Source organism: Gilvibacter sp. CC01, from assembly GCF_055755295.1.
Window position 1 is genome coordinate 1,515,632 of record NZ_CM146909.1, and the last position, 21,886, is coordinate 1,537,517.

Annotated in this window: 16 protein-coding genes; 11 read left to right on the forward strand and 5 right to left on the reverse strand. The window is 45.1% G+C overall.

What is annotated here, in order from left to right:
* Positions 1-143: 143 nt before the first annotated feature.
* From AC0J2F_RS07155 to AC0J2F_RS07175, 5 genes are all read left to right on the forward strand, one after another.
* On the forward strand, positions 144-902 hold the full coding sequence (locus AC0J2F_RS07155) for an SDR family NAD(P)-dependent oxidoreductase (protein WP_473007061.1): 759 nt from the start codon (positions 144-146) through the stop codon (positions 900-902).
* A gap of 4 nt (positions 903-906) precedes the next feature.
* Positions 907-2,043: a DUF5929 domain-containing protein gene (locus AC0J2F_RS07160; RefSeq protein WP_473007062.1), complete on the forward strand. Its 1,137-nt coding sequence runs from the start codon at positions 907-909 to the stop codon at positions 2,041-2,043.
* A gap of 136 nt (positions 2,044-2,179) precedes the next feature.
* Positions 2,180-3,310 carry an SPFH domain-containing protein gene (locus AC0J2F_RS07165; RefSeq protein ID WP_473007063.1) on the forward strand — a complete coding sequence of 377 codons (1,131 nt, stop codon included), beginning with the start codon at positions 2,180-2,182 and terminating at the stop codon, positions 3,308-3,310.
* Between the two features lie 20 nt (positions 3,311-3,330).
* Positions 3,331-4,452: a TFIIB-type zinc ribbon-containing protein gene (locus tag AC0J2F_RS07170; RefSeq protein ID WP_473007064.1), complete on the forward strand. Its 1,122-nt coding sequence runs from the start codon at positions 3,331-3,333 to the stop codon at positions 4,450-4,452.
* Positions 4,449-5,174, forward strand: coding sequence for a metallophosphoesterase (locus AC0J2F_RS07175; protein WP_473007065.1), 726 nt, complete (start codon positions 4,449-4,451; stop codon positions 5,172-5,174). The genes AC0J2F_RS07170 and AC0J2F_RS07175 overlap by 4 nt, the downstream gene beginning before the upstream one ends.
* 138 nt (positions 5,175-5,312) lie before the next feature.
* Here AC0J2F_RS07175 and amaB read toward each other — a convergent pair whose 3' ends face one another.
* From amaB to AC0J2F_RS07190, 3 genes are all read right to left on the reverse strand, one after another.
* Positions 5,313-6,866 carry an L-piperidine-6-carboxylate dehydrogenase gene (gene amaB, locus AC0J2F_RS07180; RefSeq protein ID WP_473007066.1) on the reverse strand — a complete coding sequence of 518 codons (1,554 nt, stop codon included), beginning with the start codon at positions 6,864-6,866 and terminating at the stop codon, positions 5,313-5,315.
* Positions 6,867-7,085: 219 nt separating this feature from the next.
* Complete coding sequence (locus AC0J2F_RS07185) at positions 7,086-7,622, reverse strand: 3-hydroxyanthranilate 3,4-dioxygenase (RefSeq protein ID WP_087523948.1); 537 nt, start codon at positions 7,620-7,622, stop codon at positions 7,086-7,088.
* Positions 7,623-7,696: 74 nt separating this feature from the next.
* A complete protein-coding gene (locus AC0J2F_RS07190) occupies positions 7,697-8,200 on the reverse strand; it encodes a CAP domain-containing protein (RefSeq protein ID WP_473007067.1) in 504 nt (167 codons plus the stop codon).
* 205 nt (positions 8,201-8,405) lie between these two features.
* Between AC0J2F_RS07190 and AC0J2F_RS07195 the strand changes: the two genes are divergently transcribed.
* The 6 genes from AC0J2F_RS07195 to AC0J2F_RS07220 all read left to right on the forward strand — a co-directional run bounded on the left by AC0J2F_RS07195 (position 8,406) and on the right by AC0J2F_RS07220 (position 20,907).
* Positions 8,406-9,479, forward strand: coding sequence for an isoaspartyl peptidase/L-asparaginase family protein (locus AC0J2F_RS07195; RefSeq protein ID WP_473007068.1), 1,074 nt, complete (start codon positions 8,406-8,408; stop codon positions 9,477-9,479).
* 2 nt (positions 9,480-9,481) lie between these two features.
* Positions 9,482-9,793 carry an antibiotic biosynthesis monooxygenase family protein gene (locus tag AC0J2F_RS07200; RefSeq protein ID WP_473007069.1) on the forward strand — a complete coding sequence of 104 codons (312 nt, stop codon included), beginning with the start codon at positions 9,482-9,484 and terminating at the stop codon, positions 9,791-9,793.
* A gap of 195 nt (positions 9,794-9,988) precedes the next feature.
* Positions 9,989-15,532, forward strand: a complete 5,544-nt coding sequence (locus AC0J2F_RS07205) for an MG2 domain-containing protein (protein WP_473007070.1) — start codon at positions 9,989-9,991, stop codon at positions 15,530-15,532.
* Positions 15,532-17,892 carry a penicillin-binding protein 1C gene (gene pbpC, locus AC0J2F_RS07210; protein WP_473007071.1) on the forward strand — a complete coding sequence of 787 codons (2,361 nt, stop codon included), beginning with the start codon at positions 15,532-15,534 and terminating at the stop codon, positions 17,890-17,892. The genes AC0J2F_RS07205 and pbpC overlap by 1 nt, the downstream gene beginning before the upstream one ends.
* Before the next feature lie 28 nt (positions 17,893-17,920).
* Entirely contained in the window at positions 17,921-20,230 is a 2,310-nt protein-coding gene (locus AC0J2F_RS07215) for a beta-N-acetylhexosaminidase (protein WP_473007072.1), read from the forward strand.
* Entirely contained in the window at positions 20,230-20,907 is a 678-nt protein-coding gene (locus AC0J2F_RS07220) for a copper homeostasis protein CutC (protein WP_473007073.1), read from the forward strand. The genes AC0J2F_RS07215 and AC0J2F_RS07220 overlap by 1 nt, the downstream gene beginning before the upstream one ends.
* Here AC0J2F_RS07220 and AC0J2F_RS07225 read toward each other — a convergent pair.
* Together AC0J2F_RS07225 and AC0J2F_RS07230 are read right to left on the reverse strand one after the other, a co-directional pair.
* Positions 20,892-21,383: a YciI family protein gene (locus AC0J2F_RS07225; RefSeq protein WP_374959567.1), complete on the reverse strand. Its 492-nt coding sequence runs from the start codon at positions 21,381-21,383 to the stop codon at positions 20,892-20,894. The two genes, AC0J2F_RS07220 and AC0J2F_RS07225, sit on opposite strands and share 16 nt — an antisense overlap.
* On the reverse strand, positions 21,359-21,844 hold the full coding sequence (locus AC0J2F_RS07230; protein ID WP_374958108.1) for a CYTH domain-containing protein: 486 nt from the start codon (positions 21,842-21,844) through the stop codon (positions 21,359-21,361). The genes AC0J2F_RS07225 and AC0J2F_RS07230 overlap by 25 nt, the downstream gene beginning before the upstream one ends.
* Positions 21,845-21,886 lie beyond the last annotated feature (42 nt).

Genomic DNA, 21,886 nt, shown 5'->3' on the forward strand with positions numbered 1-21,886 from the left:
TATGGCCTGAAAAATAAGCGTTTTTTATAAATTTTAAGACCTGCTTTTAAGAGGACAATAACGTTTAAATACAGGGTTTCAATTTTGCGCTTCCAGAAGTGTCTAAAAATGCATTATTTTCAATTACAAAATCGCCAAAATACATGAAGAATTCGATAGCCTTAATTACAGGTGCCACCTCGGGAATTGGACAAGCCACAGCCCGTCTTATGGCAAAAGAAGGGATAAAACTCATTTTGTGCGGACGAAGAGTAGAACGCCTTCAGCTTATAAGTCAGGAGCTCTCAGCGTACACCAATGTACACCAGTTGCAATTTGATGTACGAGATAAATCCGCAGTAAATAAAGCCATTGATAGCCTGCCAGAAGCGTTTAAGAATATTGACATTTTGGTCAATAACGCCGGGAATGCACACGGTTTGGACTACATACAAGAAGGCAGCAGCACCGATTGGGATGCCATGATGGATATCAACGTAAAAGGCCTATTGTATGTAACCCAAGCAATACTTCCAGGCATGCTGGAAAGAGAAAAAGGCCATATAATCAACATTGGTTCTACCGCTGGCAAAGAAGTATATCCCAAAGGAAACGTCTATTGCGCAAGTAAACATGCTGTCGATGCCATTAACCAAGGCATGCGCATGGACCTCAACGGAACTCCTATCCGTGTGGGAGCGGTAAACCCTGGGCTTGTGCAGACCGAATTCAGCGAAGTACGATTCAAAGGCGATTCAGAAAGGGCAGACCAAGTCTATAAAGGCTATACTCCTTTAAATCCAGAAGATGTTGCAGAGGCCATTTGGTTTGCAGTGACGCGTCCGCCGCATGTAAACATTGCAGATCTTACCATGATGTGTGTGGATCAGGCTTCGTCTATGATCGTAAATAAACAGGCCTAATATTATGATCAATAAACGGCTACTTGTCAAATACTTGCTCGCTCATAATGACGAGAGTAGTTTTTATGATAAGAAACGCCGCATTGATATTGGCTCAAAGGAAGGGAAAGCCAAATTTCTAAAGCATATCTGCGCGCTCAGCAATTCGAATCCGGCCAACAATTCCTATATCATAATTGGCGTAGAAGACGCTAACAATGAGATTGTTGGGGTGGATTTCTTTGACGATTCCAAGATCCAAAACCTGATCAATGCCTATTTGACCAATCCGCCGCAAATCCAATACGAGAATATCAACTTTCCAGATCTGGAAGATGGTAAGGTAGTTGGCTTGGTTACCATTCGCTCCATAAATGAGATCACCTCTTTGCGCAAGAATATTTGGAAGTATTGGGGCGGTACCGTGTTCTTTAGAGAAGGCAGTATTTCTAAACCTCAGGCCTTTGATATTGAATTAGTAGATCACAATTCAGAAATTGTTGCAGCCATTGAGCAGCACGCCAGAAACAATATTGAACTTACCTTAGACGGGGTGATCGATTTTATCAATAACCGGCACGCCGATATGCCTTCTCACTACAAGGTCTTTAAAGAATTATTCGTGCTTTGCTGGGCAGGACATACCAAGCAAGTCAAAGATGAAACCTATTACTCCCGAGTAGATATAGAGCTGATCAACGAACAAAAACGTTTGTTCTATTCGGCGCTAGATGAAGTCAGCATAAAATACAATGACGATTTTTTCAAGATCGTGGAATATGTGAGCTTGGGGTTGAACAATCAGACCAAATACTACCCTTTAGAGGAGGTTCTTATAAAATTTGAAGACAACGGCTCCTACACTATCGAGACCCAATTACTTTTTGACCCTCCGCAGTTTGATAAAAAGACCTTGCATCATTTTTACAACGCTAACAATGCCCTTTTGGAAAAGCTGAAAAAGGAAATTCCATTGACCAAAATGGAGATTCAGGATATACGGAATTTACCTAACACTTATTTGATCTGTTATCTCAACGATTTTCCAGACGCAAAAGACAAGCTGGTAGAAGCCAAACCTTTTTTGAAAGCCTACAGTAAAGGGATCTATGACTCCTACAGGGAATGTGTTCGCATTTTGCGGAAATTAAAATACAATTAAAGAAATAAGGGTAGTCTGTAACAAAATCCGATGATCTGCACTAATCTATCGGAAGCGGGATATAGTAAAGGAAACTTAATCTTATTAAATCCCTAAATTCCTATCTTTAACCATCAACATTAAACATTATCTACCTATGGGCCTTTTTGACAAGATTAGAGAGAAACTCAGCAACGAATTCATCGACATTGTTGAGTGGCTGGATTATACGGACGACACCATCTGTCACCGTTTTGAACGCTACCAGAATGAAATAAAGAACGGTGCACAACTCATAGTGCGAGAAGGGCAAATGGCGGTCTTTATTAACGAAGGAGAACTGGCCGATGTATTCGAACCAGGAACCTACACGCTAAACACAGAGAACTTACCTATACTCGCTACTTTAAAAGGATGGAAATACGGATTCAATAGTCCGTTCAAGGCCGAGGTTTACTTTGTGAATACCCACCTTTTCACCGACGAGAAATGGGGTACTAAAAACCCGATCACACTTAACGATGATCGCTTCGGATTGGTGGAGATCCGCGCCTTTGGAACCTACGCCTTTAAGATCAGTGATCCCGATAAATTCATAGTAGACATTGTTGGAACAGACAACAATTTTACCAACTTCGAGATCAACGAACATCTAAAAAGTCTTATCGCAACGCGCTTTACCGACACCATTGGAGAAGCCAACTTACCCATAGAACTCTACGCAGCCAATTCCACAGAATTGAGTGAGACCTGTCAAGAGGTTATGCAACCAGAATTTGCAAGTGTTGGTATTTCTTTGGAGAAATTCTTTATCGAGAATGTCTCCATGCCAGAAGACCTTAAAAAGGAGATCTTCGAATACAGCCGCATTGACAAATTGGACCTGGACAAATTGGCCAAATTCAAAGCCGCTAAAGCCATTGAGGCGGCAGCCGCCAATGAAGGCGGAACTGCCGGCGCCGGAATGGGCATGGGTATGGGATTCGTATTGGCCCAACAAATGGGAGGCCTTATGGGTGGAGCAGGACAAGCTACAGCGCCTGCAGCGGCTCCCACAGGAGCCGTGCCGCCGCCAATGCCAACAGCAGTACAATACTATTACGCCTACAATGGTCAACAAGCGGGCCCAGTTAGTTTTGAACAGTTGCGCGCCCTTTTTGCCAACAGGACAGTAAACAAGGATTCCTTGGTTTGGAAGCAAGGCATGAGCGACTGGGCACCACTAAAGGATGTAGAAGAACTCAAAGCCTTTTTAGGAGGAGCGACCCCACCGCCACTGCCTGCTTAATCTCAGAACCCACATAAGCGATGGAGGCTGCACAGCCCAAGTCTAAATCAGAATTAAAGAAGGCCTGCATCAATTGCGGGGCGGAACTCCTATATGCGCCTGGAACAACCGAGTTGCAGTGTGAATACTGTGGTCACAGCGAAACCATTACAGCTGCTACAAATAGTTTCGAAGAATTGGAGCTTCGGCCCTATTTGGAGGAGCTTGGGCATCTTTCACACAGCGAGGTCATCTCACTAATTCAATGCAAGAACTGTGGTGCAAACCAGCACATAGAGGAGAATTATAAGTCCCTGCATTGTGTGTATTGCAGCATGCCGCTCATTATTGAAGATCAGCAGAAGGAAGCGTGGATCTTACCTGGAGCTCTCGTTCCTTTTCAATTGACCAAGGAAAAGGCACATTCCATATTCAAATCTTGGGTCAAAAAGCTGTGGTTTGCTCCGAATAAGCTCAAAAAAGCAGCGCTAGATCCGCAGTTCACCAAAGGCCTATATGTTCCCTATTGGACCTTTGATGCCCAACTTTACGCGACCTATACCGGACAACGCGGAGACTACTATTATGTGTCCGTGCCCTATACGACCACCGTAAACGGAAAAACGGTTACCAGGATGCGTCAGGAACGCAGAACACGTTGGACTCCGGCAAGCGGGAGCATTTCTGGTTTTGTAGACGATACCTTGATCAAAGCTTCGGAACAAAAATCTGGGCGAATCCCTAGTAAGATCGCCCGCTGGAATTTAAAGGAGCTCAAACCCTTTGACAGTTCCTTTTTGGCCGGATTTGTGACAGAGAAGTATACCATACCACTCAAAGAAGGACATATAGAATCCAACAAGGAGGCTAAACGCATCGCCCACCGTTGGGTATGCAGAGATATGGGTGGAGATACCCAGCGTGTTTCATCCCTAAACATGAAACTCACAGACGAGACCTTTAAGCATATTCTGCTGCCCATCTATATCAGCGCATATAGTTTTAAAGGCAAACAATACAACTTCTTTGTCAACGGACAGACAGGAGCGCTCTCTGGCCAACGCCCGTATTCCTTCTGGAAGATCTTTTTCTTGGTGGTGGGCATCATTGCAGCCATTGTGTTGATCATCTTTTTAATAGATCTGGCAGACAAGCAACAATGAAAACCTACGCAATAGGCGACATACATGGCGGTTTAAAAGCACTTGAGCAACTCTTGGATCGTATTCCAATTGCTGCGGAAGACACCCTGGTCTTCTTAGGCGATTATGTGGATGGCTGGAGCGATGCAGCCAATACCGTAGAGTTTCTCATTGAAATTGCCAAAAAACAGCACTGTGTATTTATTCGAGGAAATCACGATTATTTGCTCTCCCAGCATTTAAAGGTACACTCAAACAACCCTTTATGGTTGGCTTCCGGAGGCGAAATGACCAAAGCCAATTACAGCGACAAATGCGCAGCATATAAAGCGAGACATATTGAATTTCTAGACCAATTGGTCAACTATTGGATCGATAAAAACAATAGACTCTTTGTACATGCCGGGTTTACCAACCCGCATGGGCCTCAGCATGAGTACTATCCTAATATGGTCTATTGGGATAGAACACTTTGGGAAATGGCTTGCGGGCTCGACCCCAAAATGCCCGTGGAGCATCCGCGGTATCCTAAAAGATTGACCCTTTTTAAAGAGATCTATATTGGACATACTCCTGTTACCAAAATTGGAGAAAGCGAGGTGGTCAACTGTGCCAACGTTTGGAATATCGATACGGCAGCGGCATATAAAGGCCCATTAACCGCAATTGATGTTGCCACCAAAACCATCTACCAGAGCGATCCGGTTTGGCAACTTTACCCCGATGAATCGGGAAGAAACTAATTTTAGAGCTCTCAAGTAACAAAAAAGCCCAAGCCGACCGTGGAGGCAGCAAGGGCCATATTCTTTGAAAAATCTCTTCTATCCATAAACCGTTAATTGGTCTATGAAAATACTAAATCAATCTAATTTAGCCGGAACCTAAAGGTCGAACTTAATACCTTGGGCTAATGGAAGATCTGTAGTATAATTTATAGTATTGGTCTGTCTGCGCATGTAAATTTTCCAGGCATCAGAACCAGACTCACGTCCGCCTCCGGTCTCTTTCTCACCTCCGAATGCACCACCGATCTCGGCTCCAGAAGTGCCGATATTCACATTGGCAATTCCGCAGTCAGAACCTGCATGAGATAAGAAACGCTCTGCTTCTCGCAAGTTGTTGGTCATGATGGCAGAAGACAAGCCTTGAGCCACACCGTTTTGAACTTCAATAGCGTTTTCAACATCGCCAGAATACTTTAATAAGTATAATACAGGAGCGAAAGTTTCGTGCTGAACGATCTCAAAGGAGTTGTCCGCCTCTGCAATGGCTGGTTTTACGTAACAACCGCTTTCGTAACCTTCTCCTTCTAGAACTCCGCCAGGAACAACAATGTTTCCACCTTCTTCAACTACTTTGTCCAAGGCTTTCTGATACATCGCAACCGCATCAGTATCGATAAGTGGTCCTACGTGGTTGTTTTCGTCTAAAGGATTCCCAATGCGCAACTGCTTGTAAGCATCTACTACCGCATTCTTAACTTGATCGTAAATGCTCTCGTGAATGATCAATCTGCGTGTAGAGGTACAACGTTGTCCCGCAGTACCTACAGCACCAAAAACAGCACCGATCACAGTCATTTTAATGTCTGCATCCGGAGTAACAATAATAGCGTTGTTTCCACCTAGCTCAAGAAGTGACTTCCCTAAGCGAGCTCCAACAGTCTGGGCTACTATTTTCCCCATACGAGTAGAACCTGTTGCAGATATAAGAGGTACTCGTGTATCTGTGGTCATGAATTCACCAACCTTATAGTCTCCATTGATCAAACAAGAAATTCCTTCTGGAAGACCATTCTCTTTGAATACACGTGCTGCGATCTTTTGGCAAGCAACTCCACAAAGTGGCGCCTTTTCAGACGGCTTCCAAACACATATATCGCCACAAATCCAAGCCAAGGCTGTGTTCCAAGACCAAACGGCGACTGGGAAGTTAAAAGCAGAGATGATCCCAACCACTCCAAGTGGATGGTATTGCTCATACATGCGGTGTCCTGGGCGCTCGGAATGCATGGTGAGTCCGTGCAATTGTCGCGAAAGTCCAACTGCGAAATCGCAGATATCAATCATTTCTTGAACCTCACCCAAACCTTCTTGGTACGATTTACCCATTTCATAAGAAACAAGCTTTCCGAGAGGCTCTTTTAAACGACGAAGTTCCTCACCAAATTGGCGTACCACTTCTCCACGCTGCGGAGCTGGCATAACTCTCCAACTTTTAAAAGCTGAGGTAGCAGCTTGCATTACTTTTTCGTAGTCTGATTTGGTGGTGGTGGTCACCTTACCGATCAACTGACCATCTACCGGAGAATACGAAGCGATCTCGTCTCCAGAAGAGAACCACTCAGATCCTGTTGATGTTCCTTGATTAACCGCCTCAAGACCAAGTTCTTTAAGGGCTTTGTCCATTCCAAAGGACGTTGCAACTGCTTTCATCTATTTAATAATTTTATTATTGTGGCAATCAAGCAAATAAAAATTATCTGCATAGATCAACCGCTTCGCTTTCACACAAAAAATTTAATTATTACTGTAGGTTTACTAACAATTAAATTTGTTTGTGTTCATTTCATATTAATTATAAATTTTGACAATAAAATTGTGCTGCGAAGGTAGGCATTCGCAAACGATTTCGCCAAATTCTACAACGGAAGATTAATCTGCTGTGAAACGGGGATCAGATTCCATTTGATGCCCACAATTATCGCAGGTTCTTAAGGTCTCTGAATTGTAGTATTCTTTAAAATGTGGTAAGAAGTCCTTTTCTATATCGTGCAACTCAAAATAGACTTCGTGAAGTTTGTGGTTGCAGTTGTCGCAGAACCACAAGAGGCCATCGGTGTAACCTTGCCCGGCGCGTTTGCGCTCTATGACCAAACCTATAGAACCTTCTTTACGGACAGGAGAGTGCGGTGTTTTAGCAGGATGTAAATACATATCCCCAGGACCCAAAGGCATCACTTTGCGCTCACCGTTGTCTTGAACGATAACCTCGATCTCTCCTTCTAATTGATAGAAGAGCTCTTCAGTTTCGTTGTAGTGGTAATCCTTCCTCGCGTTAGGACCCGCCACAACCATAACGATATAATCATCAGCATCGACGTAAAGGTTTTTATTGCCTACGGGAGGTTTGAGAAGTTCGCGATTCTCTTCCAACCAGGTGTTCAGATTAAAGGGTTTTGCAATTGCCATATCGCCGTATAATTAGTGAAAATCTAAGGTACGGCGATTCTGGCGAATATAAAAGTGCGTGACTAAGCGTAAAGTTATTCCGAATAGAATAGGTGTGTAAAGTAATAGGTTCCTCTAAAGTCTTGCATAACACCAAATCCGCTGTGGGTGTAATCGCCTTCGATCACATTGCGGTGGGTTTGGCTGTTCAGCCATGCATTGACAACATCTTCTGCAGATCGATATCCTCTAGCTACATTCTCTCCGACGCGAAGAGCGCCTTCACTCAATAGGGCTTGAGAACGTTGTGCATAACCGTCGTGGCTAATGCGCTCTTTATCGATCATGTACTCGGTGTGCATCACCGCATAAGCTGTTGCCGTTCTACGGTCGAGCTTAATTGGTTCTAGATTTAAGGTACTGCGATGCGCGTTCACCAAGGATAGGATTTCATTTGCCATGGTCCAATCGGTTTTATTGGCCAAGTTAAGGTCTACTGAAAAGTTTGATTCTGGCTCCACAGGGATGTCATCCTTGGAGCAGGAAGTGGCCACGAATAGCAGGACCACTGCCATGAGGCTGGTTCTAAGTAGGTTCATAATACGGGGACATCAAATTTGGGACATGATGTTGAGCCAAATATAGAAAAAAAATACTAATTATTGCATTTCAGCTAATTTTTATGCATTTCATCGATATTTTGTGTAAGGTTTTAAGGTGTTTTTCCTACACGGTTGATTTTTAAGCTTCCCAATAACTGTGGGCATTTTGACGTATATTAGTAGGTGAAAAAACGCTTAGATCATGATCCGAAAATTTTTTGCAGTTTTAACATTTTCCGCACTGATTTCTTGTGGGAATAATGCCGATTCGACTCAGAATCAGACCTCCGAAGCAACAAAAACAAGCACTGAACAACCCACTTTTGGTATAGTTATCCACGGAGGTGCAGGCACTATTTTAAAGAAGAATATGACCGATTCTTTAGAAACTGCTTACAAGGAAATACTCGAAAAAGCGATTCGCGTTGGGCATAAAATATTGGAAGATGGTGGAGATGCTATGGATGCGGTAACTGCTACTATCAATGTCATGGAAGATTCTCCGCTTTTCAATGCCGGCAAGGGAGCGGTCTTCACGCACGAAGAGACCAACGAACTAGACGCCTCTGTAATGGATGGCAAAACCTTGAATGCCGGGGCGGTTGCTGGAGTCACTCGCATTAAAAATCCAATCGATCTGGCGCGAGAGGTGATGGACAATTCAGATCATGTGATGTTAGCCGGTAAGGGCGCAGAGATCTTTGCAGAGACTCGCGGGATCGCACTGGTTGATCCGGAGTATTTTTTTACCGAAAGACGCTACAACAGTCTGCTCAGAATCAAAGAGCAGCAAAAGACACAGTTGGATCACGACGAAAAAACAGCCTTTGTAGACCCCTTTATTAAAGATTCCAAATTTGGAACAGTTGGCTGTGCTGCCTTAGACAAGAACGGAAATCTTGCTGCGGGAACATCTACCGGAGGTATGACCAACAAGCGCTGGAACCGTATAGGCGATGCGCCGATAATCGGGGCTGGAACCTATGCCAATAATGCTTCTTGTGCCGTTTCTTCTACCGGTTGGGGCGAATACTTTATACGTGCAATGGTGGCACACGATATCTCTGCCCTAATGGAATACAAAGGCATGAGTGTACAAGATGCGGCCAGAACCGTTATTCACGATAAAGTGGGTGGCTTAGGTGGCGATGGAGGCATTGTCGCCATAGACAAAGACGGCAACGTCGCTATGGAATTCAACACTGCCGGTATGTATCGAGCCCATATGAATGCCAATGGGGATCTGGTTATTGGAATCTACGAAAATCAACAATAGCCTTGGAACTCAACAAACCCTACTATGCCGTTATCTTTAGCAGTTATCAAACCGATGATCTAAAGGGATATTCGGCCACAGCACAACTCATGGAGGAGCTCGCAGCCCAACAAGCAGGTTATCTAGGAATAGAAAGCGCCCGCAGCGGTTTAGGTATTACTGTTAGCTATTGGGACAGCTTGGAGGCCATAGCAAAATGGAAACAACAAGCAGATCACCTCTTAGCGCAAAAAATGGGCAGGAACCAATGGTATTCTAGCTATAAAGTACGGATCTGTAAGGTAGAAAGGGAGTACAATTTTACTGCAGATTAAACCCAAGTCTGTTAAAATCTTCCCAAATTCAAATCCGCAGCATACGCAATTAAAAAAAGCTGCGTTATTTAAGTGTCTTCAACCACCAACGCGCCTTATTCCGAAGGCCTTACAGTTTAACTTCAGGAATTTACTAGCCCTTTTGGGCTTAGATTTTTTGTACCTTTAATTACTGACGTTAAACCATCGCCGACTATGAAGTCATTATTCCGCGCGAGTCTCGTTTTATTACTACTCGCAACTGCCTGTAAGCCCAAATCAACACAAGACGATCAACTTTTTCAATACCGGGACTACCTATCCTATCACACGCAAGGGGTGCGCTCTGTGCATGCACCCATAGTCCTTGACTTTATAAGGCCGCTAGCCAACTTCGATGCAGAGGCCCAGCTTCCTGCCAGTAGTTTTAAAATAAGACCAAGCGTAGCGGGTACACTTAAGATCAGTAATGGACGTTCCTTGATCTTTACGCCCAATGAAGCTTTAAAGGCCGATACTGAATATTCGGTTACCGTAAATCTGACTGATTTTCTAGAGGATCTTCCCACGGACAAACGTCAATTTACCTTCTCCTTTAAAACCATAGCACCCAATTTCAAAGTAGACCTCGGGCAATTACAGTCTTATAACAAGAGCTATCAATTTTTACAAGGTAGCATTCAGGCGGCCGATGGTCTTTATTTGAATCAAGCCCGCGAACTGGTCAGTGCAAGTCAAAGTGGAGCACAGCTCGCAGTTAAGTGGGACTCGCTTGGCGGTCCAAATAAATACTACAGCTTTGTGATTGACAGCATAGCGCGTGCTGAAAACGACAGCGAGATCCAAATCCGTTGGGATGGAAAGGCGATCGGAGCAGACAATAAGGGTACAGCCCCTTTTATAATCCCTGGAAGAAACAATTTCACCGTTTTGGACGTAAATACTTCGGAGGCGCCCAGTACCAGACTCACCATAAACTTCTCCGATCCTGTCGATCCAGATCAAGATTTTAGAGGTTTAGTGAATTTAGGAGGTAACGATAATTTACGGTTTGAGGCAGATGGCAATTCGCTGCTGATCTATCCTGCAAGTCGCCCGCAAGGCGATTTGGATCTTGTAGTCTTTGCCGGGCTTAAGAACACCGATGGCTACGCTTTAAAGAACTCTTATTCCGACACGGTCACTTTTGATCCCTTAAAGCCACAAGTCAATTTGCTCTCTAAGGGAACAATCATCCCGAATGCGAAGAACAATCCCATTTATTTTGAAACGGTTAACCTGGCCCAAATAGATGTAAGAGTCGTAGAGATCTTTCAAGACAACCTCTTACAATTCCTGCAAGAAAGTTCTCTGAACAATTCCAGCGATTACTACCTGCGACGCGTAGGCAGACGTGTGGCCAAAAAAACGCTACAGCTGGTAGATACCAATATAGTGAGCGCAAACAGTTGGAAAGCGCACGCTTTAGATCTGACAGAACTCTTCGATGCCAGCCCCGGAAGCGTCTACAGAGTAGAATTCAGTTTTAAGCCAGAATACAGTCTATTTGCATGTGAGACCATTTTAGCAGGAGAAGAAAACGAGTACGAAGATGAATATTACGGAGATTACACAAGTGACAGCGATCTGGAAAGTGCCGACGAAGATGCCCTAGAATCCCGTTATTGGGACAACGAGATCTACCGCTGGCGATCTTACAATTACAATTGGCAAGAAAGAGATAATCCTTGCCATCCGGCTTACTACAATGAAGACCGAATTGTGCAGTCCAATTTAATGGCTTCAGACTTAGGAATAACCGTAAAGGCAGGTAACAACGGAACCTATCACGTCTTTACCAACAATCTTATCAGCTCCGAGCCTATGGGCGGAGTCAAGGTCTCTCTTTACAACTATCAGCAGCAAGTCATTGCCAGTCGCACAACGAATGCACAAGGACAAATTGTGTTCGACACCGACAATAAGGCCGCCTTTGTAGTAGCGCAAAAAGCAGCTAACTACGCCTATGCACGCATAGACGATGGCATGGCTCTTTCTCTATCTAAATTTGATGTGTCGGGAGGACAAGTGCAACAAGGCCTTAAAGGATTTTTATATTCCGAACGTGGCGTACATCGCCCAGGAGATAGCATTCACCTAACCTTTGTTCTGAATGATGCGGCCAATCCCTTGCCAGAAGATCATCCTGTAAAACTTGAGCTCATAGATGCCCGAGGAAAACTAGTGGAGCGTCGGGTTGTTCGTGGAAGCGTAGACGGCTTTTACTATTTTCCACTGACTACAGCTGCAGAGGCACCAACAGGAAATTGGAATGCCACGGTTAGAGTAGGTGGCGCGAGTTTTGGCAAGACTTTGAGAGTGGCTACAATTAAACCCAATCGCTTAAAAGTACAATTGGAGTTTGAGAAGGCTGTTTTAGAGGCCGGCGGCCCCATTTCCGGAACCTTGAAAAGCACCTGGTTGCATGGGGCGCCAGCGCGTAATTTAAAAGCCAATGTCTCTTTGACCTTAGCAGAATCTTCTTCGCCTTTTAAAGATTTTACCAATTTTGACTTTAATGACCCGGTGCGGACTTTTTCTACTTCGGAGTTTAACTTTTTAGATGCGGACCTCAATAGCGAAGGCGCCTTTAATTTTAAAGAACAACTGCAACTAAGTGATAAGGCCCCAGGAATGTTACAAGCGTCTTTTGTGACCAAAGTGTACGAAGGCGGCGGCGATTTCTCTATAGATGTGATTAACAAACCCCTTGCGCCTTATGCACATTTTGTCGGGCTGAAGTCTCCTAAATTAGGACGTTATGAATCTTTTGAAACCCAGCGAGACCATCGGTTCGAACTTGTCACAGTAGACGCACAAGGAAAAGCCTCTGGCAACAGAAAGCTCACCGTTGAGGTTTTTGAGATCTCTTGGCGATGGTGGTGGAACCGCGGACGGGATAATTTGTCTCGATACGAGAACAGCAGCGTTTACAGACCTGTAAAAACCTTTGAGGTCACCACGGGTAGTAATGGAAAAGGAAGCTTTGATCTCAATATTCCCGACGAGCAGCGAGGCCGATATTTAATTCGTGTCAAAGACCCAGTTTCTGGCCATGCAACGGGAATTACAACCTATTTCTTTAAAGATTGGTGGCAAACCGGACAAGCTGGCTCCGAGAGTGCTAAAATGCTCCTTTTTTCATCAGACAAAGACACTTACAATGTCGGTGAACAAGCACAGATCCGGTTCCCTTCGAGTGCAGGTAGCACGGCGCTGATCAGTGTAGAAAATGGCACAGAGGTATTGCATTATCAGTGGGTTAGTACACAGCAAGGCAATACGGAGCTTTCTTTAGACATTACTCCAGAGATGGCTCCAAATGTGTATATCAACATCAGTTTATTGCAACCGCACGAGCGAACCAAAAACGACCTGCCCATGCGACTCTACGGGGTGGTTCCTATAATGGTAAACAATCCGAAGACCGAGCTGTCTCCGCAACTTCAAATCCCCTCTGAATTGAAGCCAGAAACAGACTATCAGGTAACAGTATCTGAATCCAACGGAAAAGCTATGACCTATACCCTAGCGGTAGTAGACGAAGGCCTTTTGGATCTCACCAGATTCAGCACGCCAGATATTCACAAAGCTTTTTACGCCCGACAAGCCTTAGGGGTTAAGACCTTTGATATCTACGATCTGGTGATGGGGGCCTTCTCTACTCAGGTTGACAATATCTATGCAGTAGGTGGTGGCGATGCCGCAGCGGGAGCCAAGAACAGAAAAGCAGACCGCTTTAAACCTGTGGTAAGTTATCTGGGGCCCTTTAAATTAGCCCCCGGGCAGTCTGCCACACATACCTTGACCATGCCCAATTACATAGGGTCTGTAAAAACCATGGTAGTTGCCGGAGACAATAAAACTCAGGCCTATGGTAAGACAGAAGTGGTCACACCAGTGCGCACTCCGCTGATGGTCTTGGCCTCAGTGCCTAGAAAGCTTTCTCCAGGTGAGAAACTCACTCTACCTGTAACTGTCTTTGCTATGGATCCAAAGGTAAAACAAGCACAAGTGCGCATAGAGACCTCCTCCGGATTAAAACCAACGGGAAGTACTACAAAGACGGTTCGTTTTGATAGCCCAGGGGAACAGATCGTGAACTTTGAATACGAGATCCAAGCCAGCGATGCAGTACAAAACATTAAAGTCCTGGCTCAAAGCGGAAGCCATAAGGCGTCTTACCCCTTGGAGATCGATATTTACAATCCGAATCCCATCAGCAGAACATCTAAAACCTATACGTTAGAAGCGGGAACCCAGAACCAGATCGACTTTGCAACCTTCGGGACCGCAGGGACGAACAAGGCGACTCTAGAATTGTCTACCATTCCTCCTATGGATCTGGAAAAGCGTTTGGATTATTTGATCCAATATCCACATGGCTGTGTGGAACAAACAACCTCGGGTGCCTTTCCGCAACTCTATCTCAAAGATCTGGTTGCCCTAAGTTCAACACAAGCGCGTCGTACGGAAGAGAATATCAAAGCTGCGATACGCCGTTTAGGACAATTCCAGAATACCTCTGGCGGTTTGGGCTATTGGATGGGTGAGTCCCAATCTAGTGATTGGGGAACCTCTTATGCAGGTCATTTTTTATTAGAGGCCAAACAACAGGGATATACCTTACCAATTGGGTTCCTTTCTAATTGGATCCGCTATCAAAGTCTGGCAGCCAAACAATGGCGCAAATCATCGCAATCGTATAACACAACCCATGCCCAAGCATATCGCTTATACACCTTGGCTTTGGCCGGGCAGCCCGAACTGGCAGCCATGAACAGGCTCAGAAAAAGCGGCGGATTAACCAATGCCGCACTGTGGCGCTTGGCTGGGGCCTACGCCCTGACCGGGAACAAATCCGCAGCATTAGAACTGCTAGAAAAAGCCACACTTAAATTCGAAAATCAACGATACAGTTGGTATACCTATGGCTCAGCCCTGCGTAATATGGCTATGGCCCTAGAGATCATGACCCTGCTGCAAGACGAAAACGAACGCGAAATGGCCCAATCCATAGCGGCCCAACTAAGCAGTGAGCGTTGGCTCAATACCCAAGAGACGGCCTACAGTCTTTTGGCTCTTGGAAAAATGGTGAAGATCAATGGTGGAAAATCCTTTAGGGTGAGCTTGAATCAAAACGGACAAACTACAGCCTTGAGTTCCGAGAAAAGTATTTTACTGCAAGAGCTTTCCTTTGTTATGGGAGACAATTCCATCAGCCTAAACAATTCAGGAGAGAGTCGTATTTATGCCTCGCTGATCCAACAAGGACGTTATCCGATGGGGGCAGAAAAAGCAGCTACCAAAAATCTATCGCTGCGCACCGATTTTTTAGATAAAGAAGGCAAGCGCATCAATGTGACCGAATTGCGACAAGGCACGGAGTTCAAGATCCGCATTAACATTTTGAACAACTCCAATGACGACCTAAGAGACCTTTCCCTAACGCAACTTGTACCTAGTGGCTGGGAAATTGTAAACACCAATTTTACAGATGCCGTGCAAGGCAGTTTGAATCCGGCGCGATATACAGACATTAGAGATGACAAAGTGAACTACTATTTCGATCTGCGGTCTGGCAAATCCATGACCTTTGAATTGGTGGTCAATGCCTCTTATTTAGGCCGATATTATTTAGCTGGAACACACAGCAGCACCATGTATAGTGATAACTACTACGCCAGAACACAAGGGCAATGGGTAACTGTTAAACAATAATGCGAATAACTAAAAGGTTCATAGCGTTCTTTAAATGGTTAGGCCTTAGGCGAAGCCTTATTTTAGCTGGCTTGCTCTATTGGTTGTTTTGCCTACCTCGAGTTCTATTCGAGTCGCCTACATCTACAGTGATAGAGAGCCGCGAGGGCTATTTGTTGGGAGCGCGAATTGCTGCGGATGGACAATGGCGATTTCCGGCCTCAGATAGCGTGCCTCATAAATTCGAGCGATGCATCCTGCTTTTTGAAGACGAGTATTTCTATCAGCATCCGGGAGTTAATCCGGTGGCGGTAACTAAAGCGCTTTGGAATAATTTGATGACCGATTCTCGCCGCGGAGGCAGTACGCTTACCCAGCAAGTAATACGTCTGTCGCGTGACAACAAAGCACGCACATATTCCGAAAAGCTCATAGAAATGATCCAGGCTACTCGCTTGGAGTTTCGACACAGCAAAAAGGAAGTCCTTGGGCTGTATGCAGCGCATGCTCCATTTGGTGGTAATGTTATCGGTTTGGAAACAGCGGCTTGGAGGTATTATGGCCTACCTGCAACCGAGCTGAGCTGGGGGCAAATGGCTACCTTGGCCGTACTGCCCAACGCACCTGCCCTAGTGTATCCAGGAAAAGGGCAAGAAGTGTTGCTCCAAAAGCGAAACAGACTGCTCAAAAAACTCTTAGAAAGAGGCGAACTCACCCAAACCGATTACGAACTTTCTGTACAGGAACCCTTACCAGGGAAGCCTTTACCATTGCCACAACTGGCCCCACATTTATTAGACAGAATGGTGCAAGAACAAGCCGGACAGCGGGTAAAGACTACTTTAGATTATAAGCTTCAGCAGCAACTCAACACCAGTATGCGTTTGCATCATCAAGGTCTGCAGGCCAATCAGATCCACAATGCGGCGATTTTAGTTTTATCCACAGACCAAAGAGATGTACTGGCCTATGTTGGCAACAGCCCAACGTCTGCGCAGCATCAAGTGTTCGTGGATATCATCCGCAGCAAAAGAAGCACAGGAAGCATTTTAAAACCACTGCTCTATGCAAGTGCCATAGAAGACGGAAGCCTATTACCGGATATGTTGGTCAAAGATGTTCCGACGAGTATCAACGGATACAATCCCAGCAATTTTGACAATGAATTTCAAGGCGCTATTTCGGCCAGCGAAGCCCTTTCACGTTCGCTGAATATTCCGGCAGTCAGACTATTAGAAAGCTATGGCCAAGAACGGTTTCACAGAAAACTCCAAAAAGCTGGCCTTAATAGTATAGATCGTCCGGCAAATCACTACGGATTGTCGCTGATTTTGGGAGGCGCTGAAGCTTCACTCTGGGAAGTAACAGCTGTTTATGCAGCCATGGGAGCCACCTTAAATCACTACAGTGGAAACTCATCTCAATACCGAACTGGAGAATATTCCACTCCGAAGATCATAAAAGACAGTCAGCTAGACTTTGGCAAGACCACTTTCGAAGCTCCTCTTTTTACTGCGGGGAGTTTGTTCAACACCTTTCAAGCCCTGCAAAAAGTGAATCGTCCTTTTGGACAAGAACTCTGGGATAGCTTTAACGGGGCACAACAGATAGCTTGGAAAACGGGCACCTCTTATGGCTTCAAAGATGCATGGGCAGTTGGTGTTACCCCGAAATACACTGTAGGAGTATGGGCAGGTAATGCAGATGGCGAAGGCAGGCCAGGTCTAACAGGTGTGCAAGCCGCGGCGCCACTTCTCTTTAATGTCTTTGATGCTTTGCCAAAAAGTGAATTCTTTGCGCCTCCCTTTGACGATCTGGTTCAAAGAAACATATGCACAAAAAGTGGGCATATCGCCGGGGCATCTTGCGAAAATGCACAAGAGCAATGGGTTGCGAAGGCCAAAGTAATGACCTTGAGCTGTCCTTATCACAGAACTGTATTTTTAGACGATCAAAAGGAGTATCAGGTGAATTTAGATTGTTACCCAGCAGCTGAGATCACCGCAGAAAAATGGTTCGTTCTGCCGCCTTTCTTAGAACACTATTACACCAAGAATCATCCTGAATACAGACCGCTGCCAGTATTTAAGCAGGGTTGTTTTCCAGAGGAGATACCCAATATGGAATTCATATTTCCCAAGGACAGTTCGGATATTATACTCGCCCAAGATTTTAGCCAAAAGCCAAGCGAGGTAGTCTTTAAGGTAGCACATCGAAAATCTGAAACTACACTCTATTGGTATCTGGATAACACCTATTTAGGCAATACCGATACCTTTCATGAAATGGCCCTTTTGCCTAAGGCAGGCCATCATCTACTCACGGTGGTAGATGCCGACGGAAATGAGATCAGGCGTCAAATACACATTCGGAATCCTTAACTTAGCGAAGAACCGATGCCAAAATTCTATGCAACGCTTAATTGTTTTTGCCAGCTTTCTTTCGCTGACCTTATCGTCCTGCGACCCTGACAATGACCATCCGAAACTGAGTTATGAAGAGGTTGCCATACTGCCCGCGCCTGCACAAATGCAGCCCCAAGATGCTAGTTTTATCTGGAAGGCCGAGCTCAATTACTTTGTAGATTCCTATGCGGAAGGTCTCACTGATTTTATCGACACTTACTTTGGAATGAATCCGAGCTTCAATGTGAGCCGCGCAACCGACTCCAACAAAGCACAGCTTAAAATAATAAGCGACAATACCTTGGAGACAGAACACTATCGTCTTGATATCTCTAACGATCAAATTAGCATATTTGCAAAAGACGCCTCTGGTGCATTCTACGGTTTACAAAGCTTAAGACAATTGTTGCCAACCGAATTGGAAAAAGCAGAAGAACTGGCCTTTGAAAAGTTCGAACTACCTGGTTTAACCATTACCGACGGCCCACGATTTGAGCATCGAGGGATGCATTTGGATGTTTCTAGACATTTCTTCGGAGTGGACGCAGTGAAGCGTTATTTAGATGTAATGGCCTTAATGAAAATGAACAGCTTTCATTGGCATTTGACAGACGATCAAGGCTGGCGCATTGAAATAAAAAAGTATCCCAAACTGACCAATCACGGCGGCTACAGACCAGAGACACTAATTGGTCATTATAACGATAGCCCACAAAGGTTCGACGGTGAGCGCTACGGCGGTTATTATTCTCAAGAAGAGATCAAAGAAGTCGTGGCCTATGCACGAAGCTTGAACATTAGAGTTATTCCAGAGATCGAAATGCCCGGACATGCCACGGCTGCCATTAGCGCTTATCCAGACTTAGGTTGTACCGGTGATTCCATTGCTGTTGCCACAAAATGGGGTGTTTTTGACGATATATTTTGCCCCAAGCCGGAGACCTTTGACTTTCTATTTAATGTGTTGGACGAAGTCATTGCGCTCTTCCCTGGAGAATACATTCATATTGGAGGCGATGAGGCCCCAAAAACAAGGTGGAAAGCATGCCCGCATTGCCAACAGCTCATCAAAGACGAAAATCTCAAAGACGAACATGAATTACAGTCGTTCTTTATCAGTGAAATTGCGGGCTACCTCAACGGAAAAGGGAAAAAGCTTTTGGGTTGGGACGAGATCTTAGAAGGCGGTTTGGACCCAACGGCCACGGTAATGTCTTGGCGGGGTGTTGAAGGCGGGATTCAAGCAGCGAAATCTGGCAACAATGTGATCATGAGCCCAACTTCTCATGCCTATTTTGACTATTATCAGGACGATTCTGCAGATCAGCCATTGGCTATTGGTGGGTTCTTACCCTTAGAGAAGGTTTACAGTTTTGATCCTATCCCGGAAGCCTTGAATAATAAGCAAGCAGCTCTAGTTTTAGGGGCTCAAGGCAATGTTTGGACCGAATATATGCAAACCGAAGAAAAGCTGCAATACATGGCTTATCCTCGCACAATGGCGATGGCAGAGGTTGTTTGGAGTGGCGCTAAAGAAGAGCCCGAGGTCTCTTACCCTGACTTCTTAAAAAGGCTGAAACCCCTGCTCAAACGCCTGGACGCTATGGGGCGTAATTATTACAATCCTCTGGAAAAGATCACCGCTGAAATAAGTAAGGAAGACAAGCTCAGAATCAGCTTATCAGGGCCGCTCCCTGAACAGCAAATTCAATACCGTTGGTCTAATGAGCAGGCCTGGATAGCTTATTCAGAACCTATAATGGTAGAGCGTTCTGCTATGCTAGAAGCGCGTTTTGCAGATCAAACAGACCCAAATGCGGTAAATTTTACACAAGAATTTACCTTACATAAAGGAATCAATGCTAAGATCAAGCTCAATAAAAAACCACACCCGGCCTACAACAGCGGAGGTATTGCCGCTTTAAACAACGGGGTCCATGGCAGCAGCACACGCCACGGCGACAAAGAGTGGTTGGGCTTTTGGGGAGACGATCTGCGTGTAGACATCCGTTTTGAAACTCCGGTTAAACTCAACAAACTCAAACTGGGATTCTATCATGCACCGGGTCAGTGGATCTACGCCCCGACCAAAAGTCAAATAAGTGCTACGCTTGCCGACGGTCGCTCTTACAACACTACTGCTATCATTGCAAAGGACTCGCTTTCTAATGTGGCGAATGAGGTATTTGGTATGCCCGAAGAAATGGTCACGCATATCCGTATTGATATCCCTAATTACGGGATCATACCAGACGGGAAACAAGGCGCTGGCAACAAAGCTTGGACCTTTTTGGACGAAATTGTAATGGATTAATGCTGCTAGAAATTTGTACCCCAAGTTTGGAATCTGTCACTGCTGCGGTTAGTGGTGGTGCAGACCGCATTGAGCTTTGTGAACAATTGGAAGTTGGTGGCGTGACCCCTAGACTGGGTTTGGTGGAACAAGTACTCCAATCATATACAATAAACACTCAGGTCTTAATTCGTCCGCGCGGCGGGGATTTTGTTTTTACTGCGGAGGAGATCCGGCAGATGACCAACAGTGTAGAAGCGGTGGGAGCCTTGGGAGTTCAGGGCGTAGTCATCGGCGCTTTAACTGCAGATGGAAACTTGGATATACCAACCTTAAAAACACTTGTTGAGGCCGCCGGTGATCTGGAACTCACATTCCACAAGGCCATAGATACAATGAAAGATCCAGAATCGGCCATAGACACTCTTATAAGCCTTGGCTTCATTAGAATATTGACCTCAGCAGGAGCCAAAACAGCCCTTGACGGATTGGAAAATCTAAAAGCCTGGCAAGCTCGCTATGGAAATGAAATAACTATCATGCCTGGAGGCAGTATACGCCCTGAGAACATCAATGCAATATTATCGTCCGGCTTTAGTGCGATCCACTCCGCAGCAATAAAAAAGGGAGAAATTCACAGTGACAAAAACACTGTGAAAGCCTTAGCATCGGCCCTAAAAGATCAACGTAAAGGATAGCCTTTTCCTGCCCACCATGGGTGAATCTCAATGACCAAGCGCCCTGCCTTGACCATGGGATCCATATTGGCCAAAGAATCTGCCATTTGCAGTGTCGGTACGTTATAAACAGTTATACCACTAATGTCGCTTTCATCGTCAAAGGGGCCAGAAAGGTCAGCATAACCCAACTCATACATACGCCCTAAGTGCGCCATGTGCAAGCCTTGCAAGCTGTCTGCTTGTGCTTTAGGCTGATCTCGATTAGGACCTTTCTTTAAAAAGACCATAAAGTACTTTTGCATGATTATGGTGTCACCCGTGGCCTCATCTACATAATCGAAGATCTCAAAACCGTCTTGTAACAGTTGGGCCTTTTGCTGGGCCACTGAAATTTTTTGATCAGCAGCCTCTACAGTGAGGCGGGCCGTGGGCTCTTGCTTACAGCTATAAACAAGAACTCCTAATGCAATTAAAGAAAGGAGGTATCTAGCCATTTTGAATAAGGTTTTATAGCGAGTTGACTGTTGTAATATTTAGCATCGCCGGTCACTTCTTCTCCCAACCAATCAGGTTTGGGAAAGTCTTCGTCCGCAGCGCTTAGTTCTACTTCTGCAACGATAAGGCCTTCGTTGTCTCCTGAAAAAACGTCGACTTCATAAGTATGCGCTCCTACGGGAATAATATAGCGCTGCTTACTGATCATTCCAGGCAAACAGAGATCTAACAAATGCTGCGCTTCTGTCAAGGGAAGCTCGCGTTCCCATTCAAAACGAGAAGTGCCGTCAGTACTACTAGCTCCTTTTATGGTCAGCTTACCCGAGTTATCTAAAACACGAACGCGCACAGTGCGCTCCGGATCTGTAGACAAAAACCCTTGCTGCATGCTTTCTACGCGAATCGCATCCGCCTTAAAAGCGTCCGATACCACTAAAAATTTACGTTCTACTTCTATCATGATCAAAGCCTGAAGTCTAACGAAGATATCATAAATTTATGG

What these genes read in the sequence shown, in the direction of transcription:
- AC0J2F_RS07155 (WP_473007061.1), top strand. Translation starts at nt 144, where the DNA reads ATGAAGAATTCGATAGCCTTAATTACAGGTGCCACCTCGGGAATTGGA.
- AC0J2F_RS07160 (WP_473007062.1), top strand. Translation starts at nt 907, where the DNA reads ATGATCAATAAACGGCTACTTGTCAAATACTTGCTCGCTCATAATGAC.
- AC0J2F_RS07165 (WP_473007063.1), top strand. Translation starts at nt 2,180, where the DNA reads ATGGGCCTTTTTGACAAGATTAGAGAGAAACTCAGCAACGAATTCATC.
- AC0J2F_RS07170 (WP_473007064.1), top strand. Translation starts at nt 3,331, where the DNA reads ATGGAGGCTGCACAGCCCAAGTCTAAATCAGAATTAAAGAAGGCCTGC.
- AC0J2F_RS07175 (WP_473007065.1), top strand. Translation starts at nt 4,449, where the DNA reads ATGAAAACCTACGCAATAGGCGACATACATGGCGGTTTAAAAGCACTT.
- amaB (WP_473007066.1), bottom strand. Translation starts at nt 6,866, where the DNA reads ATGAAAGCAGTTGCAACGTCCTTTGGAATGGACAAAGCCCTTAAAGAA.
- AC0J2F_RS07185 (WP_087523948.1), bottom strand. Translation starts at nt 7,622, where the DNA reads ATGGCAATTGCAAAACCCTTTAATCTGAACACCTGGTTGGAAGAGAAT.
- AC0J2F_RS07190 (WP_473007067.1), bottom strand. Translation starts at nt 8,200, where the DNA reads ATGAACCTACTTAGAACCAGCCTCATGGCAGTGGTCCTGCTATTCGTG.
- AC0J2F_RS07195 (WP_473007068.1), top strand. Translation starts at nt 8,406, where the DNA reads ATGATCCGAAAATTTTTTGCAGTTTTAACATTTTCCGCACTGATTTCT.
- AC0J2F_RS07205 (WP_473007070.1), top strand. Translation starts at nt 9,989, where the DNA reads ATGAAGTCATTATTCCGCGCGAGTCTCGTTTTATTACTACTCGCAACT.
- pbpC (WP_473007071.1), top strand. Translation starts at nt 15,532, where the DNA reads ATGCGAATAACTAAAAGGTTCATAGCGTTCTTTAAATGGTTAGGCCTT.
- AC0J2F_RS07215 (WP_473007072.1), top strand. Translation starts at nt 17,921, where the DNA reads ATGCAACGCTTAATTGTTTTTGCCAGCTTTCTTTCGCTGACCTTATCG.
- AC0J2F_RS07220 (WP_473007073.1), top strand. Translation starts at nt 20,230, where the DNA reads ATGCTGCTAGAAATTTGTACCCCAAGTTTGGAATCTGTCACTGCTGCG.
- AC0J2F_RS07225 (WP_374959567.1), bottom strand. Translation starts at nt 21,383, where the DNA reads ATGGCTAGATACCTCCTTTCTTTAATTGCATTAGGAGTTCTTGTTTAT.
- AC0J2F_RS07230 (WP_374958108.1), bottom strand. Translation starts at nt 21,844, where the DNA reads ATGATAGAAGTAGAACGTAAATTTTTAGTGGTATCGGACGCTTTTAAG.